Raw genomic sequence first — 16,269 nt, 5'->3', positions numbered from 1 at the left:
GAAGCGTGTAGCCATGGCCGCCATCCTCGCGATGGCGGCCATTGGCACGTGGGCCATCAGCACCCACCGCGTCTCGTACGTCATCACCCGCGGCGTAAGCATGCAACCGACCTACTCCCAGGGCGACCTGGTGTTCGTCATCAAGTCTCATTCCTACGAATCGGGGCAGATCGCCGCATACCATAGCCCCGATGGCACGTTCGAGGTCTTGCACCGCATCATCGGTGGCGATGCCGACTCGGGCTATGTCCTAAAAGGAGACAATAACGCCGCAGTCGATCCGCCAAAACCGACTGCTGCGCAGATTATCGGGAAAGCGGTACTACACATACCGAAGGGTGGCACCTGGCTACAGCCGATACTCAGCCCAACCGGTCTGGGCATGATCGGATTCCTGTTTTTCGGCGCAGGCACGGCTCTTCCTAATAATCGCCGGAACATACCGCGCGGTCACCGAAAGAAGAGAGTGAAGGGTATGTCTGGCGGAGGCGGATCGTTCGCAATGGCCACGGCCATCTTCAAGGCCGTCAGCCGCTTACATCCCGCCCTTCGCGCAGTCGCCTACACAGCCGCAATCGCCGGAATTTCAGGACTCGCCCTTGGCATACTCGGCTGGATGAAGCCGGTCACCGAGACCGCTTCCAGCGGTGGCACGGCTGGCGAGTCGATGACCTTCTCGTACTCCGCAGAGGTTCCACAATCCGCCGCATATGACGGCACAACCGTGCACTCTCCCGATCCAGTCTTCCGACGACTTGCACAGATAGTAAATCTGCATATGGCCTACACCGGAAGACCCGGCCGGATCCAAGTCATCGCGCGCTTATCCTCTCAGAGCGGCTGGCATAAAACTCTTCAACTGTCGCAGCAGAAACAATTCACCACCAACCGATACACGGGCGAGACCCAACTGGACCTTCAGTCGTTGCAGCAGATCGCAGTCGATGCAGGCAAGGCAATCGGTGCCGAAATGGGTCCGATCACATTGGCACTGACCGCACAGATAAGGCACAGCGATGGTAGCGCATTCGACCCACAACTATCTCTGAACCTAGCCCCGCTCGCGCTCACCCTCGCTGGCAGCGCCGAGTCGCTGGCAGTCGATAAATCCAGTACCTCCGCCACAACTTCGATCCGCGATCGCCAGATCGGCGCGTTCGGCTACGAAATTATCAGCGCTTTGGCAGCCCGCCGATATGCGGTCTACTTGCTACTCGGCGCGATTCTCGGCGCTGCAATCGTCGCGATGATGGCTCTACGGCACGTCCCCCTGCGGACCCGCACACAGATCGAGCGTCGCTACCCTCACTTGCTTGTTCCTGTCGAGCCAATGGCGAGTCCGCCAGGAAAGCCAATCGTCGTGGTCGATGCCTTTCCGGCTCTGGTGAAGCTGGCCGAGAAATACGGACAGATGATCCTCACCTGGACTCGGCCGGATGGTGCTGACGACTTCGTGGTTCGGGACGAGGGCATCCTCTACCGGTATCGGATCGAACCGGCCCCTGCCCCGGCCATCCCGGCGAAGGTCGAGAGGCAGCCAGCCGCCGCGTCGCCTTCGGGACGGGTCGCTGCGGAACCCGGAGCCGTGCCGGTCCTGCAACTGCCCCCGGCCCCCGAAACACCGCCGGAGCTACAGGACGACCAGCCGGAGGGCGAAGAACCCGCGCCGCCCGAAGACGCCCCGGCAAAGGTGACGGCACCCCGGAAACGCACGTCTCGCACCGCAGCCGCCAAGGCCGCCGCGAAGACGACTGCCACGAAAGCGACACCCGCCAAACGCGCGGCAGCAAAGGCCCCCGCAAAACGCACTCGGGCACAGGCGAAAGCCGCTGGCACTCCCGTTTCCGAGGCGGCCGCAGCGGTCTCGCCCGAGGTCGGAGTCTCCTCCGATGAGCCAGGCCGCCACACCGATATCGCCGGTGGACCTGAAGCAAGCCAGCCGGATGTACCCGCCGACAGTTCCGCGACGGACGTTCCCGCGGAGGCCGTTGTGGCGACGGCGGAGCAGGTTCCGACAGCCGAAGCCTCCGACCCGCAGGACGCGACCAGGTCGATCGCTGACGAATCCGGCACCAGCCCGGCCCCGGATTCTGAACCGAAGGCGCAGCCAGAATCGACGTCCGATCTTGATCAGTTCGGTCAGGGCCCAGCGGAGGCCGCTACCGAACTGGAGACGCTCACACCCGAGCAGACATCGCCCGCCCAGGCGGAAGCGCTCGCAATCGAACCGGATGCACTCCGCACCGAACACGACCAGGTCGCGGCCGCCGCTGACGCACCTGCCGCCGAACAGAACCAGGTCGAGCCCGAGCCTGACGCACTCACCGCCTCACAAGACCAGGCTACGGCCGTAACTGACGTACTCACCGCCGACCAGAGCCAAGTCGGGGCCGAGCCTGACGCACTAAGCGCCGACCAGGACCGGGCTGCGACTGAAACGAAGGAAGCGCCAACCGACCCGGACGAGCCCGCCGCCGAATCGGAGTCATCGCCCGCTCAGGCGATGGAGGCCGCCAGCGAACCGGAACCGAACTCGAGCAACCCGGACACGGACACAGAGACGGACACGGCAGAACCTGCGAGCCACGCCACCGAAACCGACCGGTCAACGATCGAATCGAAGGGCACCGCACCCGAGTCGGCCGGGCCGACGGATCTCGAAATCCCCGGACCCGAACCCGTCGGGGAAGCGATCCAGCCGGAACCGACGGATACCACCGAAACTGCCCAGGAAGAAGCCCGCACAGCACCGGAGACGGATTCTCCGCCTTCACGGAGTCAGCAGCGAACCGGTCGCCGAAAGGGCCGCTCGCGCCGCTCCCCGAAGCCGGCGATGGACGAACCGCCCGTCGCGGACCGGCCCACCGAGGCGGAGGAGCCCCTCCCCGGGCAGCCGACCGCAGTCGGTTCCGATGCCCCGGCCCATGAGGCCCGCGAGGCCATGACCGATCTGGCCGACCGCAACCGCCCGATCACCACCCCGGAGCCGGCACCCAGGGCGAAGCCGGAACCGGTGCATGAACCCATCTACGACTTCCTGCCGGCAGCGAAGCGCATCCCGAGCCCGCCAGAGCTCGATGACGAGCCGGAGCCCTGACCCGGTGGATCTTGCACGATCCTCCCGGTCTCCACGACCTTGCCAGCCAGTTCCGCCCGGGAAGCTTCTTCTGGGCTCTCGCCGCTTCCGGAGTCAATCCCTCTGCTGTGCGATGTTCTCCCGCCGAGCCTTCGGGCTATCGCGCCGGTCACACTGGCGACTGGGGCACCGGCTCGATGTCGGAAATGTCGCATTCGCAGAGGCTTCAGCCTCGGCCAGCCGTGTAGATCTTGCACGGTTCTCCTCGCTGGCAGCGATCTTGCAAGATTCTTCACGTCTGGGTGTGGTCTGTCGTGCAAGGTCTACTGCGCTGGGGAGACCTTGCAGCTTTCTTCCCGTCGGGGCATGGAAAGAGCTGCAAGATCGGCGCGAGCATGAAAAGTCGTGCAAGATCCGCGGGCGGTGAGGCGGAGGCGGCGAGGCGTTGCTGGCGGAGACGGCAGGGCCGTCGTCGGCAGGGATGTTGCGGCCGAGGAGGCGTCACCCGCCTGAGGGCTGTCATTCTCGCGGTGAGGTGGCTGCGCAGAAGACTCCCGGGCATGGAGATTTGTGCAAGATCCGCTCGGAGGCCCGACCTTGCAAGCCGATACCCGCCAGAACTGGTACCAGCTTGCAAGATCCACTCAGGCGCGCAAAGACGTGCAAGATCCGCGCAACCGCCGAACAGCCCGCTCTAAGCGGTGGGAGTGACCGGCAGATAGACCCGCCCACCCGCATCCACGAACTCGGTCGACTTGGCTTTCATCCCGGCCGCCCGAATCTCATGGCTGATCTTCATGGAGCAGAACTTGGGCCCGCACATGGAGCAGAAGTGCGCGGTCTTGGCCGGCGCCGCAGGCAACGTCTCATCGTGGTACGACCGAGCGGTCTCCGGATCCAGCGCCAGCTCGAACTGGTCCTCCCACCGGAAGTCGAACCGGGCCCGGGACAGCGCGTCATCCCACTCTTGAGCCCCAGGATGCCCCTTGGCGATGTCCGCCGCATGCGCCGCGATCTTGTAGGCGATCATCCCGGCCTTGACGTCCTCTTTGTTGGGCAGCCCGAGGTGTTCCTTGGGTGTGACGTAGCAGAGCATCGCCGTCCCGAACCATCCGATCATGGCCGCCCCGATGGCCGAGGTGATGTGGTCGTAGGCGGGCGCGATGTCGGTGGCCAGCGGCCCGAGGGTGTAGAACGGCGCCCCGCCGCACAGCTCGACCTGGAGGTCCACGTTCTCCTTGATCTTGTGCATGGGCACGTGCCCGGGCCCTTCGACCATGACCTGGACGTCGTACTCCCAGGCGATGTGGGTGAGTTCGCCGAGGGTGCGCAGCTCAGCGAACTGGGCTTCGTCGTTGGCGTCGGCGATCGACCCGGGTCGCAGCCCGTCGCCGAGGGAGAACGTGATGTCGTACTCCCGGAAGATCTCGCAGAGTTCCCGGAAGTGGGTGTAGAGGAAGTTCTCCCGGTGTTCGGCGAGGCACCAGGCCGCCATGATCGACCCGCCTCGGGAGACGATCCCGGTGACCCGTTCAGCGGCCATCGGCACGTAGGCCAGGAGCACGCCGGCGTGGATCGTCATGTAGTCGACGCCCTGCTCAGCCTGTTCGATGACGGTCTCCCGGAAGACCTCCCAGGACAGCTTGAGCGGGTCGCCTTTGACCTTTTCGAGCGCCTGGTAGAGCGGCACCGTGCCGATCGGGACGGGCGAGTTCCGTACGATCGCCTCGCGGGTCTCGTGAATGTGTTGCCCGGTGGACAGGTCCATCACGGTGTCGGCGCCCCATTGGGTGGCCCAGGTGAGTTTTTCGACCTCTTCGTCGATCGACGAGGTGACCGCCGACGTGCCGATGTTGGCGTTGACCTTCACCAGGAACCGCGAACCGATGATCATCGGCTCGGACTCGGGGTGGTTGATGTTGGCGGGCAGCACCGCCCGTCCGGCGGCGATCTCGTCGCGCACGAGCGAGGCCGGGACGCCTTCGCGGACGGCGACGTATTCCATCTCCGGCGTGATGATCCCGGCGCGCGCGGAGGCGAGCTGGGTTCGTCCGGTCTGCCACGGTTTCCGCAGCGGCGGCAGCCCGGCCGAGGGTTCACTGCCGGGACCGGACGTGTCGTAGAGCCGCACCGGCGGGTTGTCGCCGGTCAGCACGACCTCGGTGAACGGCACCCGGATGTCCGGGCGGGGACCTTCCACGTAGACCTTGCGACGCATGACCATTCCTCCCCAAATTTGGATAAAACCGGCAGCGAACGGCAGTGTTGGACCACCGGCCGTACCGCCGGAGATCTAGATGGACCACCCGAAGTGGTCCAGTGGGCCCGGCCCGGCTCCGAGCCGCCACGAGCTGCCGCCGCGCAGACCCCGGTTCACGTAGTCCTTGGCCGCCGCGACCGCGTCCGGCACCGCGTCGCCGGCGGCCAGCCGCACCGCGATCGCCGACGAGAACGTGCAACCCGAACCATGGTTGTTTCCGGTCACGACCGGCTCACCGCGCAGCAGCGTCGTCTCTCCCGCGACATGCAGGACGTCGAGCGCCAGCTCACTTCCGGTCACCACGACGGCGCGCGGCCCGAGGGCCGCGAGCTCGGCCGCCGCCGAGATCATCTCCTCGGTGGTCTCCACTCGCCGCCCCAGGAGGGCGCCGGCTTCGTGCCGGTTCGGAGTCAACACGCAGGGGTACGCCGTAAGCACCCCGACAACCGCAGCCTCCCCCAGCCGGCTGCCCGCGGTGGCCACCAGAACCGGGTCGACGACGAGGTTGGGCAGATCGTCCACACGCGACGCGATCAACTTGGCCACGGCCGGATCCGAGATCATCCCGACCTTGACCGCGGCCACCGGCAGATCCGACAGCACGGCGTCGAGCTGAGCCGCCACGACGTCGACGGGCACCGGGTGGATTGCGGTGACCCCGAGCGTGTTCTGCGCCGTGATGGCGGTGAGTACCGAGGTCCCGAAGGCACCGAGCGCGGCGAACGTCTTCAGATCCGCCTGGATCCCGGCACCCCCACCGGAGTCCGACCCGGCGATCGTCAACACGACCGGAGGAGTCACCACCCACCCCCGGCACCCGACATGGCGCCCACCGACGCCGTTGACAGTTCGCGGGCGGTGCGTTCGGGATCGGGGGAACGCATCACCGCGCCCATCACCGCGATCCCGGCCGCGCCGGCCGCCACGCACTCCGCCGCCTGCTCAGAGGTCTCGATGCCACCGAGCGCCAGCCAGGGCACGGGCGCGCGCAGTTCGGCGGCCCCCGTGGCCCCGAGCGCGGGCCCGTACCCCGGTTTCGACGAGGTCGGGTGGATCGGCGACACCGTCACGTAGTCCACACCCGACAGATCCTCCGTGCCGTGCCACGAACGCCCGATCAGCGAGACCCCGGACGGGAGTGGATCAGAACCGGACAGGTGCACGGCGGCCCCACCGAGCGGATCCGGCCCCGCGATGATCAACCGATTCGCCGGGACGACCGACCGGAGCTTCGTGGCCAGGGCCGCGCGGTCGCCGTACGAAAGATCCCTCTCACGCAGAATGACCCACGCGGCGCCGCCGCGGACCGCCGCCCGGACCACCTCGATCAGCGAACCGGAAGCGGACCGCCGATCGGTGAGCACAACGAGTCCGCCCGGGGTCACCATTGCGCGAGGCCGTCGTCGGCGGTGGACGCGACCGCGTGGAATCGCCGTGGGATGCGCCCGGCGGAGCGGGCGAGCCGGCCGGCTGTGACCGCATGCCGCATCGCCGTGGCCATCGCCACCGGATCGTCGGCCCGGGTGATCGCGCTGGCGATGAGAACCGCGTCACACCCGAGTTCCATGGCGAGCGCCGCGTCCGAGGCGGTGCCGATGCCGGCGTCGAGCACCACCGGAACGTCGACGCCCTGCACGATCAACTCGATGTGGTGCGGATTGGAGATCCCCAGGCCGGAACCGATCGGCGACCCGGCCGGCATCACCGCGGCACAGCCGGCGTCAGCGAGACGGCGGGCCAGGATCGGATCATCGCTGGTGTACGGCAGCACGGTGAACCCGTCAGCGACGAGTGTCTCGGCCGCTCGCAGGAGTTCGATCCCGTCCGGCAGCAGTGTGCGTTCGTCCCCGATGACCTCGAGTTTGATCAGATCCGTCTCGAAGGCTTCCCGCGCCATCTGTGCGGTCTTGACCGCATCACCGGCGGTGTAGCAGCCGGCCGTGTTCGGCAGCACCCGCACGCCGAGCCGGTCCAGCATCGGCAGCAGTCCCGGGCCGGCCGCGTCCACCCGCCGCAGCGCCACCGTGACCAGGGTCGACTCGGACGCGGCGATGGCCTCCTCCAGCGCGGTGAGGCTGTTCGCCCCGCCGGTGCCGAGGATCAGCCCGTTCTCCGGAAGGAACGTCACGTCAGCCTCCCTGCGCGGCGGTGAGGACCTCGATCCGGTCGCCGTCCACGAGGTCCACCTCCGACCAGGTCGAACGCGGCACGACGGTGCCGTTGACCGCGACCGCCACCCCACGCTGGGCGGCGATGATCTCGGCGACCAGGGTCGCGACCGAGCAGGTGCCGGGCCGGCTCTGGGCCTGGCCGTTGATCGTCAGCTTCATCGGAACCTCCCGGGACCGAACGCGTCGAGAATCGGATCGGCCGAGCCGGTGAGCACCAGGTCGGCGATGAGTCGTGCGGTGATCGGGGCGAGCAGGATGCCGTTGCGGAAGTGACCGGCCGCCACGACCACCCGGCGGTCGTCGTCGAGGAACCCGAGGATCGGCGCGTTGTCCGGAGTGCCCGGCCGGTGCCCGACGGTGACCTCGGCGAGTTCGTGTTCGGCCAGGCCGGGCACCAGGTCGAGGGCGGCGCGCAGCAGGTCGTGCACGCCGCCGGCGGTGGGCATCCGGTCGGCGCGTTCCTCCTGGGTGGCGCCGACCACGACCTCGCCGTCGGCGCGCGGGACCAGGTAGACGTGCCGTCCGTCGGCGGCGCCGTCGATCACGTGCTTGAGCAGGCCGGGTTCGCCGCGCAGGCGGAGGACCTGGCCTTTGACCGGCCGGATCGGCAACCCGGTGAGCGCCGCGGTCCGAGAACCGGCAGCGACGATGATCACGTCGGCGTCCACCTCGGACAGCTCTGTCACCTGGCGCTGGGTGATCCGGCCCGCCAACCGAGCCCGCAAGACGGCGACGACCTTGCGCGGATCGACCTGGTGCTCGGCCGCCGCGTACGCCCCCGCCCGGACCCGAGGCGAGATCGCCGGCTCGAGATCACGCACCTGGGACCCGGTCAGCGAGGTCAGCTTCTGGTGCTTCCACTCCCGTGCCGCCTCGGCCGCGTCATCCGCCGTCAGCGCCAGCGAAAGCGTCCCCGCCCGGTCGTAGCCGACGTCGCCGAGACCGGCCGCGAACGAGGGCCACAACTCGTGTCCGGCTTCCAGCAGCCGGGTGAGATGCGGATATTCGAAAGCCGACTCCCCGCCGGGCGCGAGCATCCCGGCCGCGACATGCCAGGCCCCGTCCGACCCGTCGGGTGCCGAATCGTAGACCGTGACGTCAGCGCCACGTTCCAGCAGTTCGGCAGCGATGGAGAGCCCGATGATGCCCCCACCGACAAGAGCGACGCGGGTCATGGCAGTGCCGGTCATGGCAGGACCGCCAGGAATTCCGCGACCGCTCCCTTCGGATCCGCCGCGAAGGCGGAGACAGCCGCGACCCCGTGCACCGCGAGCAGCGGCACCCGTTCCGCGGTGATACCGCCGATCGCCAGAACCGGAGTGCCCGGCACCGCGTCGGCGACGGCCGCGATCGCGGCCGGCCCGAGTGGTGGTGGCAGTCCGTCCTTGGTGGACGTGTGGAAGGTCGGCCCGACACCGAGGTAACTGGCCCCGGCGTCGACCGCGGACCGCGCCGCAAGCGGATCACGACAGGTGGCGCCGACGATCGCGGACGGCCCAAGAATCCGGCGGCCAGCGGACACCGGCAGATCCTCGGCCCCGAGGTGCACCCCGTCGGCCCCGGCCGCGAGCGCCACCCCGACCCGGTCGTTCACCAGCACGATCGTGCCGGCCGGCCGGCACACTGCGATTGCGGCGCAGGTCAACGCGTACGCCGAAGCGTCGTTGCTCTTGACTCTGATCTGGACAGCCACGTCGGGAAGCCCGGCCACACCGCGAACGACGTCGATGTCGTCGGTTATGACGTGGATACGGGGAAACGATGTGCCCATGAAGCACTCCTCCCTGCGCCGGCATGACCCGGATCAGGTTCGACGGTCGGGGGCCGCATCAGCCCCCCTCTCAGCCCGGTGCCCGGACTCCCGTGGGTTGTTGTAACCGGACCATAACCGGTCCGTGACGAGAAAACTAGCGGACGTCCCAGACCGGCTCGGGCACCTCGACCACTTCGCCGTCCCCTCTGAACAGCACGAAGCGATCGAAAGACCTGGTGAACCACCTGTCGTGGGTGACCGCGATCACCGTGCCGTCGAACGCCTTCAACCCTTCCTCCAGTGCTTCGGCGGAGGCGAGGTCGAGGTTGTCGGTCGGCTCGTCGAGGAGCAGCACGGTCGCCCCGGACAGTTCGAGCAGCAGCACCAGGAACCGGGCCTGCTGCCCACCGGAGAGGGTGCCGAACCGCTGGTCCCCCTGGGCGGCCAGCTCGTACCGGTTGAGATGTTTCATGGCCCCGGCCCGGTCCTGTCCGGACCGGTGCTCGTCACCGCGCCAGAGGATCTCGACGAGGGTCTTCTCGACGAGTTCCGGCCGGTCGTGGGTCTGCGAGAAGTGGCCGGGCCGGACCCTCGCCCCGAGGCGGGCCTTGCCGTCGTGCGAGACGTGCGCGAGCGGCGCCCCGTCGACCGGTTTGTGCTCCTGGTCGGGATCGGTGCCGCCGGCCGCGAGCAGGCGCAGGAAGTGCGACTTCCCGGTGCCGTTCGCGCCGAGCACGGCCACCCGGTCGCCGTACCAGATCTCCAGGTCGAACGGGAACGTCAGGTTCTCGAGTTCGAGCTGCTCACAAATGACCGCGCGTTTGCCGGTGCGGCCGCCACGCAGGTTCATCTTGACGGCCTGGTCCTTCGGCGGCAGCGGCGGCGGGCCGGCCTCCTCGAACTTGCGGAGCCGGGTCTGCGCAGCCTGATATCGGGACGCCAGGCCGTCGTTGTAGGCGGCCTTGTTCTTGAGCATGAAGACCAGTTCCTTGATCTTCTCGTGCTCCTCGTCCCAGCGGCGGCGCAGTTCCTCCATGCGCTCGTGCCGGTTCATCCGGGCCTCGTGCCAGGAGGCGAACCCGCCCGGATGGGTCCAGGCGCTGCCGCCCTCGACGGCGACGACCCGGCTCGCGGTCTCGGCCAGCAGCTCCCGGTCGTGCGAGACGTAGAGGATCGACTTGTTCGACTCGCGCATCCGTTGCTCGAGCCAGCGTTTGGCGGGCACGTCGAGGAAGTTGTCCGGCTCGTCGAGCAGCAGCACCTCGTCGTTGCCGCGCAGCAGCAGGTCGAGGGCGAACCGTTTCTGCTCGCCGCCGGACAGGGTCCGCACGATGCGGGACCGCGCCTCCTCCCACGGCTTGCCGAGGATGGCGACTGTCACCGTGTCGAAGAGCACCTCGGCGTCGTAACCACCGACCTCACCCCAGTGGGCGAGCGCGTTGGCGTACGCGATCTGGCTCTTCTCGGTCTCGCCGAGCGCCGCGGCAGCCACCCGCAGCCGTTCGCCGGCTTCGCGCAGTCCGGGTGAGACGAGCGACAACGCAAGATCCTCGAGCGTACGGTCGTCGCCGATCATCCCGATGAACTGGCGCATCACCCCGAGCCCACCGGCCCGCGCGATGGTCCCGCTCTGGGTCGGTATGTCACCGGCCACCATGCGCATGAGCGTGGTCTTGCCCGCCCCGTTGGGACCGACGAGTGCGACCTTCTGCCCCTCGCCGACCCGGAACGACACGTCGGCGAACAACTCCCGCCCGTCCGGGAGCACAAAACCGGCGCCGGCGACATCCACGTAACCCATGGCGGCATCCTCCCTGTCAGTACCGGTTCAGTCAGCCGATTTTCCGCTGACCCGCAACACCCGGAACCCCTTCTGACTGGCCGTTCTCTCCACGGTCCAGCCCAGGCCGACCAGCCACGTGTGCAGCGAGTCACCACCGAGGTTCCGGTTGATCACCAGCCAGGCCACACCGCCCGGTGCCAGCCGGGGCAGCCAGCGCTCCAGCAGGTTGTGCAGCTCGGCCTTGCCGATGTGGGTGGGCGGGTTGCTCCAGATCTCCGTGAACGTCACATCATCCGGCACCTCGTCGGGCGCCCGGACCAGCACCCGCTCACCGAGGCCGAGGCGGCCGGCATTTTCCACGGCCAGATCACGGGCCCGGGAGTTGACGTCGACCGCGTAGACGGTCACCTGGGGGGCCTCACTGGCCAGCACAGCTGCGATCGGGCCATACCCACACCCAAGGTCGAGGAAGACGCCCTCGGCGCGTGAGTCGGGCAGCCCGGCCTTGCGCAGCAGCACGGCGGTGCCCGGGTCGAGACGGCCGGCCGAGAAGACCCCGGAGGCCACGGCCAGCCGGTAGTCGCGGCCGGCAACGGTGAACTCGATCTCGCCACGCCGCATCGGCGCGTCGGGATCGGCGGTGAAGTAGTGGTCGGCGGTCACCCGACAAGTGTCGCGCCGCGGGGTGACGAGCGCCTCGCCGGGGTGGCGGACACCGTGTGCGTTCATAGATCAGCGTGCGCGCCTAGCTTGAGCCCATGCGGTACGTCACCCCGACGCGCTCCGCCCACCGCGCCGCACCGGCGGGCGGTCTGTCCCTCCCGATTCGACTTCCCGCCCGTGGCCAGCATCGCCGCCGGTCCCGGCGCCACCTGCGGCGCGAGCCGCTGACCACCCATCTGTTCACTCGTGGCCTGGCCGGCCTGATCGTGCTCGGCATCGTGGTGATGCTGGGTGTCCTCATCGTCGCCGACGATCGCCGGCGCCCGGCTCAGCTCGCCTCGGCCGAGGTCGACGCGCGAATCGCGACGCGCGAGGTCGATCCGGCGCCGCTGCGCGCCGACGAGGTCTTCCCGGCCGGCATCACCGCCTTCGGCGTCACCCGGTCCGACCTCACCGCCGACTGCACCCTTGCGGCCGGCGGCGCCCTACGCACGACCCTTCAGCGGTACGGGTGCTCGCAGGCGGTCCGGGCCGCTCTCACGGTTCCGTACGCCGACTACCGGATCACCGCCGGCATGCTGAACCTGCCCGACACGACGAGCGCGATGGCCGTCGGTGATCAGGTCCGCTACCTGGTGGAGACGGGTGACGGCAGTTTCGCGGAGATGTCCGGCGCGGCGACCGGGCCGGGCACCCCGGTCCTGTGGCGCACCCGCGGCCACTACGTCATGTACTGCGTGATCACCGGCCCGTCGGGCGAGCTGGTCGCACCGGACGCCCCGCAGGTGGCCCAGCTGGCCCACGACATCCTCGACACCCACCTGCACGACACGGTCCTGATCCGCCGAGCGTCCTAGCCCCGTTCAGGCGCGCAGGCGCCTGGTGGCCTCGGCACGGGCCGCGTACTCGGCCTCACCTGGGTAACCGACCGCGACCAGGGTGAGCCCGTGTGCGGCCGCGACCATCACCTCGCTGGACCGCTCACGCATGGTCAGCAGCTTGGCCGGCCACTCCGGCTCCCGCCGGCCGTCACCGACGGTGAGCATCGCCCCGACCAGGCTGCGCACCATGGCCTGACAGAACGCGTCCGCCTGCACGGTCGCCACACAGACCCCGTCCGGCTCCCGTCGCCAGTCCAGCCGGTTGATCGCCCGGATCGTGGTGGCGTGCTCCTTGCGCTTACAGAACGCCGCGAAGTCGTGCTCCCCCACCAGCCCGGCCGCGGCGGCGTTCAGCCGGTCCAGGTCGAGCGGACGCATCCAGCCCAGCGTGTCGTGCCGGCGCAGCGGCTCCGGCCCCCATGGTGTGTCGGTGACGCGGTACTCGTACCGCCGGAAGGTCGCCGAGAACCGCGCGTCGAACGTGTCCGGCACCGGCACGATCGCCCGCACCCGGGCATCCGCCGGCAGCACCGCGTCGAGCCGCCGCAGCAGCGAGCCCTCCAGTTCGGTCCAGCGTTCCACCGGCAGATCGACGTGACAGACCTGCCCGGTGGCATGCACTCCGGCGTCGGTTCGCCCGGCGACGGTCAGCCCGAGCGGCGTCTCCGCTCCGATCAAACGAGCAAAAGCCTCGATCAAGACCCCGGCGACGGTACGGCGTCCCGGCTGAGCCGCCCAGCCGGAGAAGTCGCCGCCGTCATATGACACGTCGAGTCGAAGCCGAATGGTGTCCATGCTCTCTCCAGGTATGGCCGAGGCCCGGCACCCCGAAGGATGCCGGGCCTCGCCCGTGTTCGATCCGATCCGTGCGGATCAGGCCTTGTCGGTGTCGTCGCCCTCGGCCTTGTCGCCGGAAGCGCTCACCGGCGCCTCGGCGTCCTGGTCGTCGTCGGCCTTGGCGGCAGCGACCGGGGTCTCGTCCTCGGGGGCGAGGGCCTCGACCTTGGCCTGCTGCGCGGCGGCCTTACGGGCCTCCTTGGACGGGCCGGTGCTGGCCGCGACCTGGAGCTCCTCGACCAGCTCGATGACGGCCATCGGAGCGGCGTCACCCTTGCGCGGGCCGATCTTGGTGATCCGGGTGTACCCACCGGGGCGGTTGGCGTACCGCGGAGCGATCTGCTCGAACAGGGCGTACACGACGTCCTTGTCCTTCACGGTGGCCAGCACCCGGCGACGGGCGTGCAGGTCGCCGCGCTTGGCCTTCGTGACCAGCTGCTCAGCCAGCGGGCGGAGCCGCCTGGCCTTCGACTCGGTGGTCTTGATCTTCCCGTGCCGGAAGAGCTCGGTGGCCAGGTTGGCCAGGATGAGCTTCTCGTGGGCCGGGCTGCCGCCGAGGCGGGCACCCTTGGTGGGCGTGGGCATTTCAATTGCTCCTTGAAATGGGGCGCAGCCGAGCTCTTAGAGCTGCTCGGTCTCGCGGTAGTCGTCGGTGTCGTAGTCCACGTCGCCGAACGAGTCGACCACGTGCGCGGGGTCGAAGGACGGCGCGCTGTCCTTCAGGCCCAGGCCCATCCCGGCGAGCTTCATCTTGACCTCGTCGATCGACTTCTGGCCGAAGTTCCGGATGTCCAGAAGGTCAGCCTCCGTACGCCCTATCAACTCGCCCACGCTGTTGATGCCCTCGCGCTTGAGGCAGTTGTACGACCGAACGGTGAGGTCCAGCTCCTCGATCGGCAGGGCCAGGTCGGCAGCGAGCTGCGCGTCCTGCGGCGACGGGCCGATGTCGATGCCCTCGGCGGTCTCGTCGAGCTCACGGCAGAGGCCGAAGAGTTCCACGAGGGTCGAGCCGGCCGAGGCCAGCGCGGTCCGGGGGGAGATCGACGCCTTCGACTCGACGTCGATGATCAGGCGGTCGAAGTCGGTGCGCTGCTCGACACGGGTGGCCTCGACGCGGTACGTGACCTTGAGCACCGGCGAGTAGATCGAGTCGACCGGGATACGGCCGATCTCGGCGCCGGCGTTCTTGTTCTGCGCCGCGGTGACGTAGCCACGACCGCGCTCGACGGTCAGCTCCATGTCCAGCCGGCCCTTGCTGTTCAGGGTCGCCAGCTTCAGATCGGGGTTGTGCACGGACACACCGGCCGGGGGCTGGATGTCACCGGCGGTGACGTCGCCCGGGCCCTGCTTACGCAGGTACATGCTGACCGGCTCATCGTGCTCGGAGCTGACGGTGAGCTCCTTGACGTTCATGACGAGCTCGACCACGTCCTCCTTGACACCGGGGATCGTGGTGAACTCGTGCAGCACGCCGTCGATCTTGATGCTGGTGACCGCCGCGCCCGGGATGGACGACAGCAGGGTCCGCCGAAGGGAGTTACCGAGGGTGTAGCCGAAGCCCGGCTCCAGCGGTTCGATGGTGAACCGGGACCGGGTCTCGCTGAGCGACTCCTCCGAGAGGGTCGGCCGCTGGCTGATGAGCACGCTGTTCTTCTTTCTGTCGGGCCACCCGCTATTTGATGGCCATACAAGGGGCTCCGCCCCCCGTATTCCCCCCGGAAGGGCCAGGAACCGACGGAGTCGGTGCTGTCTTCTCGGGCAACACGGAGGGCTTCGCCCGCGTTGCTACTTGCTGTAAAGCTCGACGATCAGCTGCTCCTGGACCTGCGTGTCGATGACAGCGCGGGCCGGGAGCGAGTGGATCAGGATCTTCATCTCGCTGGGGATCGGCTCCAGCCACGCCGGAACCGGCTTGGAGCCGGCCTGGGCCTGGGCGACGACGAAGGGCGTGAGCTCCTTCGACTTCTCCCGGAGCGTGACGATGTCCTTGTCCCGGACGCGGTACGACGGGATGTCGACCTTGACGCCGTTCACCAGGAAGTGGCCGTGCTTGACCAGCTGGCGGGCGGCGTCACGGGACGCGGCGTAGCCGGCCCGGTAGACGACGTTGTCGAGACGCGACTCGAGGATCTGCAGCAGCACCTCACCGGTCTTGCCGGGCTTGGTGACAGCCTCCTCGTAGTAACCGCGGAACTGCTTCTCGAGCACGCCGTACACGCGACGGGCCTTCTGCTTCTCGCGGTGCTGGAGCAGGTACTCGGTCTCCTTGGTCCGGCCACGGCCGTGCTGGCCGGGCGGGAAGGGACGCGACTCGAACGGGCACTTCGGCCCATCGCACTTGCTGCCCTTGAGGAACAGCTTCATCTTCTCGCGGCGGCAGCGCTTGCAGTCCGCACCTGTGTAACGAGCCATCTCTGTATCCCCCTCAGACCCGGCGACGCTTCGGCGGGCGGCAACCGTTGTGCGGCTGCGGCGTGACGTCGGAGATCTGCCCGACCTCGAGGCCGGCGGCCTGCAGCGAACGGATGGCGGTCTCCCGGCCGGAGCCCGGACCCTTGACGAACACGTCGACCTTGCGCATGCCGTGCTCCATGGCACGACGGGCGGCCGCCTCGGCAGCGAGCTGCGCGGCGAACGGGGTCGACTTGCGGGAGCCCTTGAAGCCCACCTGGCCGGACGAGGCCCAGGAGATGACCGCACCGGTCGGGTCGGTGATCGACACGATGGTGTTGTTGAAGGTGCTCTTGATGTGCGCCTGCCCATGGGCGACGTTCTTGCGTTCCTTGCGCCGGACCTTCTTTACTGCGGCCCCAGCGCGTGCCTTCGGTGGCATAAGTCAGTGCGC

16 protein-coding genes and 1 riboswitch are annotated in these 16,269 nt (G+C 68.4%); of the genes, 2 read left to right on the top strand and 14 right to left on the bottom strand.

What is annotated here, in order from left to right; translation table 11 throughout:
* Window positions 1–13: 13 nt before the first annotated feature.
* Window positions 14–3,097 (top strand): S24 family peptidase, encoded by a 3,084-nt coding sequence (locus AB0E94_RS20305; protein WP_360328300.1) that lies wholly within the window; start codon window positions 14–16, stop codon window positions 3,095–3,097.
* 673 nt (window positions 3,098–3,770) lie between these two features.
* On the opposite strand, the gene thiC is transcribed toward AB0E94_RS20305, so the two are convergent.
* From thiC to AB0E94_RS20260, 9 genes are all read right to left on the bottom strand, one after another.
* Entirely contained in the window at window positions 3,771–5,300 is a 1,530-nt protein-coding gene (gene thiC / locus AB0E94_RS20300) for a phosphomethylpyrimidine synthase ThiC (RefSeq protein ID WP_360328298.1), read from the bottom strand.
* Window positions 5,301–5,369: 69 nt separating this feature from the next.
* Window positions 5,370–6,137 (bottom strand): bifunctional hydroxymethylpyrimidine kinase/phosphomethylpyrimidine kinase, encoded by a 768-nt coding sequence (gene thiD / locus AB0E94_RS20295; protein WP_360328296.1) that lies wholly within the window; start codon window positions 6,135–6,137, stop codon window positions 5,370–5,372.
* A complete protein-coding gene (locus tag AB0E94_RS20290; protein WP_360328294.1) occupies window positions 6,134–6,700 on the bottom strand; it encodes a thiamine phosphate synthase in 567 nt (188 codons plus the stop codon). Before AB0E94_RS20290 ends, thiD begins: the two co-directional genes overlap by 4 nt.
* A gap of 17 nt (window positions 6,701–6,717) precedes the next feature.
* Entirely contained in the window at window positions 6,718–7,464 is a 747-nt protein-coding gene (locus AB0E94_RS20285) for a thiazole synthase (RefSeq protein WP_360328292.1), read from the bottom strand.
* A gap of 1 nt (window position 7,465) precedes the next feature.
* Window positions 7,466–7,666: a sulfur carrier protein ThiS gene (gene thiS / locus AB0E94_RS20280; protein ID WP_360328290.1), complete on the bottom strand. Its 201-nt coding sequence runs from the start codon at window positions 7,664–7,666 to the stop codon at window positions 7,466–7,468.
* Window positions 7,663–8,697, bottom strand: a complete 1,035-nt coding sequence (gene thiO, locus AB0E94_RS20275; protein WP_360328288.1) for a glycine oxidase ThiO — start codon at window positions 8,695–8,697, stop codon at window positions 7,663–7,665. Before thiO ends, thiS begins: the two co-directional genes overlap by 4 nt.
* Window positions 8,694–9,278 carry a thiamine phosphate synthase gene (locus AB0E94_RS20270; protein ID WP_360328286.1) on the bottom strand — a complete coding sequence of 195 codons (585 nt, stop codon included), beginning with the start codon at window positions 9,276–9,278 and terminating at the stop codon, window positions 8,694–8,696. Before AB0E94_RS20270 ends, thiO begins: the two co-directional genes overlap by 4 nt.
* Window positions 9,272–9,382, bottom strand: a riboswitch (TPP riboswitch). (Overlaps the previous gene by 7 nt.)
* Window positions 9,383–9,414: 32 nt before the next feature.
* On the bottom strand, window positions 9,415–11,061 hold the full coding sequence (locus tag AB0E94_RS20265; protein ID WP_360328284.1) for an ATP-binding cassette domain-containing protein: 1,647 nt from the start codon (window positions 11,059–11,061) through the stop codon (window positions 9,415–9,417).
* Window positions 11,062–11,088: 27 nt separating this feature from the next.
* Window positions 11,089–11,706, bottom strand: coding sequence for a methyltransferase (locus tag AB0E94_RS20260; protein WP_360328282.1), 618 nt, complete (start codon window positions 11,704–11,706; stop codon window positions 11,089–11,091).
* Window positions 11,707–11,801: 95 nt separating this feature from the next.
* On the opposite strand from AB0E94_RS20260, the gene AB0E94_RS20255 reads away from it, so the two are divergent.
* Window positions 11,802–12,563 (top strand): hypothetical protein, encoded by a 762-nt coding sequence (locus AB0E94_RS20255; RefSeq protein WP_360328280.1) that lies wholly within the window; start codon window positions 11,802–11,804, stop codon window positions 12,561–12,563.
* Window positions 12,564–12,569: 6 nt separating this feature from the next.
* Here AB0E94_RS20255 and truA read toward each other — a convergent pair whose 3' ends face one another.
* The 5 genes from truA to rpsK form a co-directional block, all read right to left on the bottom strand.
* The gene (gene truA / locus AB0E94_RS20250; RefSeq protein WP_360328278.1) at window positions 12,570–13,382 is read right to left on the bottom strand and encodes a tRNA pseudouridine(38-40) synthase TruA; all 813 of its coding nucleotides are present in this window, start codon (window positions 13,380–13,382) and stop codon (window positions 12,570–12,572) included.
* A 78-nt stretch (window positions 13,383–13,460) separates the two neighbouring features.
* Complete coding sequence (gene rplQ / locus AB0E94_RS20245) at window positions 13,461–14,009, bottom strand: 50S ribosomal protein L17 (RefSeq protein WP_360328276.1); 549 nt, start codon at window positions 14,007–14,009, stop codon at window positions 13,461–13,463.
* Window positions 14,010–14,045: 36 nt separating this feature from the next.
* Complete coding sequence (locus AB0E94_RS20240) at window positions 14,046–15,068, bottom strand: DNA-directed RNA polymerase subunit alpha (protein WP_093618743.1); 1,023 nt, start codon at window positions 15,066–15,068, stop codon at window positions 14,046–14,048.
* A gap of 141 nt (window positions 15,069–15,209) precedes the next feature.
* A complete protein-coding gene (gene rpsD / locus AB0E94_RS20235; RefSeq protein WP_093618744.1) occupies window positions 15,210–15,836 on the bottom strand; it encodes a 30S ribosomal protein S4 in 627 nt (208 codons plus the stop codon).
* 13 nt (window positions 15,837–15,849) lie between these two features.
* Window positions 15,850–16,257: a 30S ribosomal protein S11 gene (rpsK, locus tag AB0E94_RS20230; protein WP_014440747.1), complete on the bottom strand. Its 408-nt coding sequence runs from the start codon at window positions 16,255–16,257 to the stop codon at window positions 15,850–15,852.
* Between the last annotated feature and the right edge of the window lie 12 nt (window positions 16,258–16,269).

The organism is Actinoplanes sp. NPDC026670, assembly GCF_040638175.1.
In the GTDB taxonomy this organism is placed as follows: Bacteria; Actinomycetota; Actinomycetes; order Mycobacteriales; family Micromonosporaceae; genus Actinoplanes.
The sequence above is the reverse complement of the archived record's forward strand: the minus strand, read 5'-3'. Positions and strand labels throughout refer to the sequence as shown.

Coding starts and splice junctions, on each gene's coding strand:
- AB0E94_RS20305 (WP_360328300.1), top strand. CDS start 14: ATGGCCGCCATCCTCGCGATGGCGGCCATTGGCACGTGGGCCATCAGC.
- thiC (WP_360328298.1), bottom strand. CDS start 5,300: ATGGTCATGCGTCGCAAGGTCTACGTGGAAGGTCCCCGCCCGGACATC.
- thiS (WP_360328290.1), bottom strand. CDS start 7,666: ATGAAGCTGACGATCAACGGCCAGGCCCAGAGCCGGCCCGGCACCTGC.
- thiO (WP_360328288.1), bottom strand. CDS start 8,697: ATGACCGGCACTGCCATGACCCGCGTCGCTCTTGTCGGTGGGGGCATC.
- AB0E94_RS20270 (WP_360328286.1), bottom strand. CDS start 9,278: ATGGGCACATCGTTTCCCCGTATCCACGTCATAACCGACGACATCGAC.
- AB0E94_RS20265 (WP_360328284.1), bottom strand. CDS start 11,061: ATGGGTTACGTGGATGTCGCCGGCGCCGGTTTTGTGCTCCCGGACGGG.
- AB0E94_RS20255 (WP_360328280.1), top strand. CDS start 11,802: ATGCGGTACGTCACCCCGACGCGCTCCGCCCACCGCGCCGCACCGGCG.
- truA (WP_360328278.1), bottom strand. CDS start 13,382: ATGGACACCATTCGGCTTCGACTCGACGTGTCATATGACGGCGGCGAC.
- rplQ (WP_360328276.1), bottom strand. CDS start 14,009: ATGCCCACGCCCACCAAGGGTGCCCGCCTCGGCGGCAGCCCGGCCCAC.
- rpsD (WP_093618744.1), bottom strand. CDS start 15,836: ATGGCTCGTTACACAGGTGCGGACTGCAAGCGCTGCCGCCGCGAGAAG.
- rpsK (WP_014440747.1), bottom strand. CDS start 16,257: ATGCCACCGAAGGCACGCGCTGGGGCCGCAGTAAAGAAGGTCCGGCGC.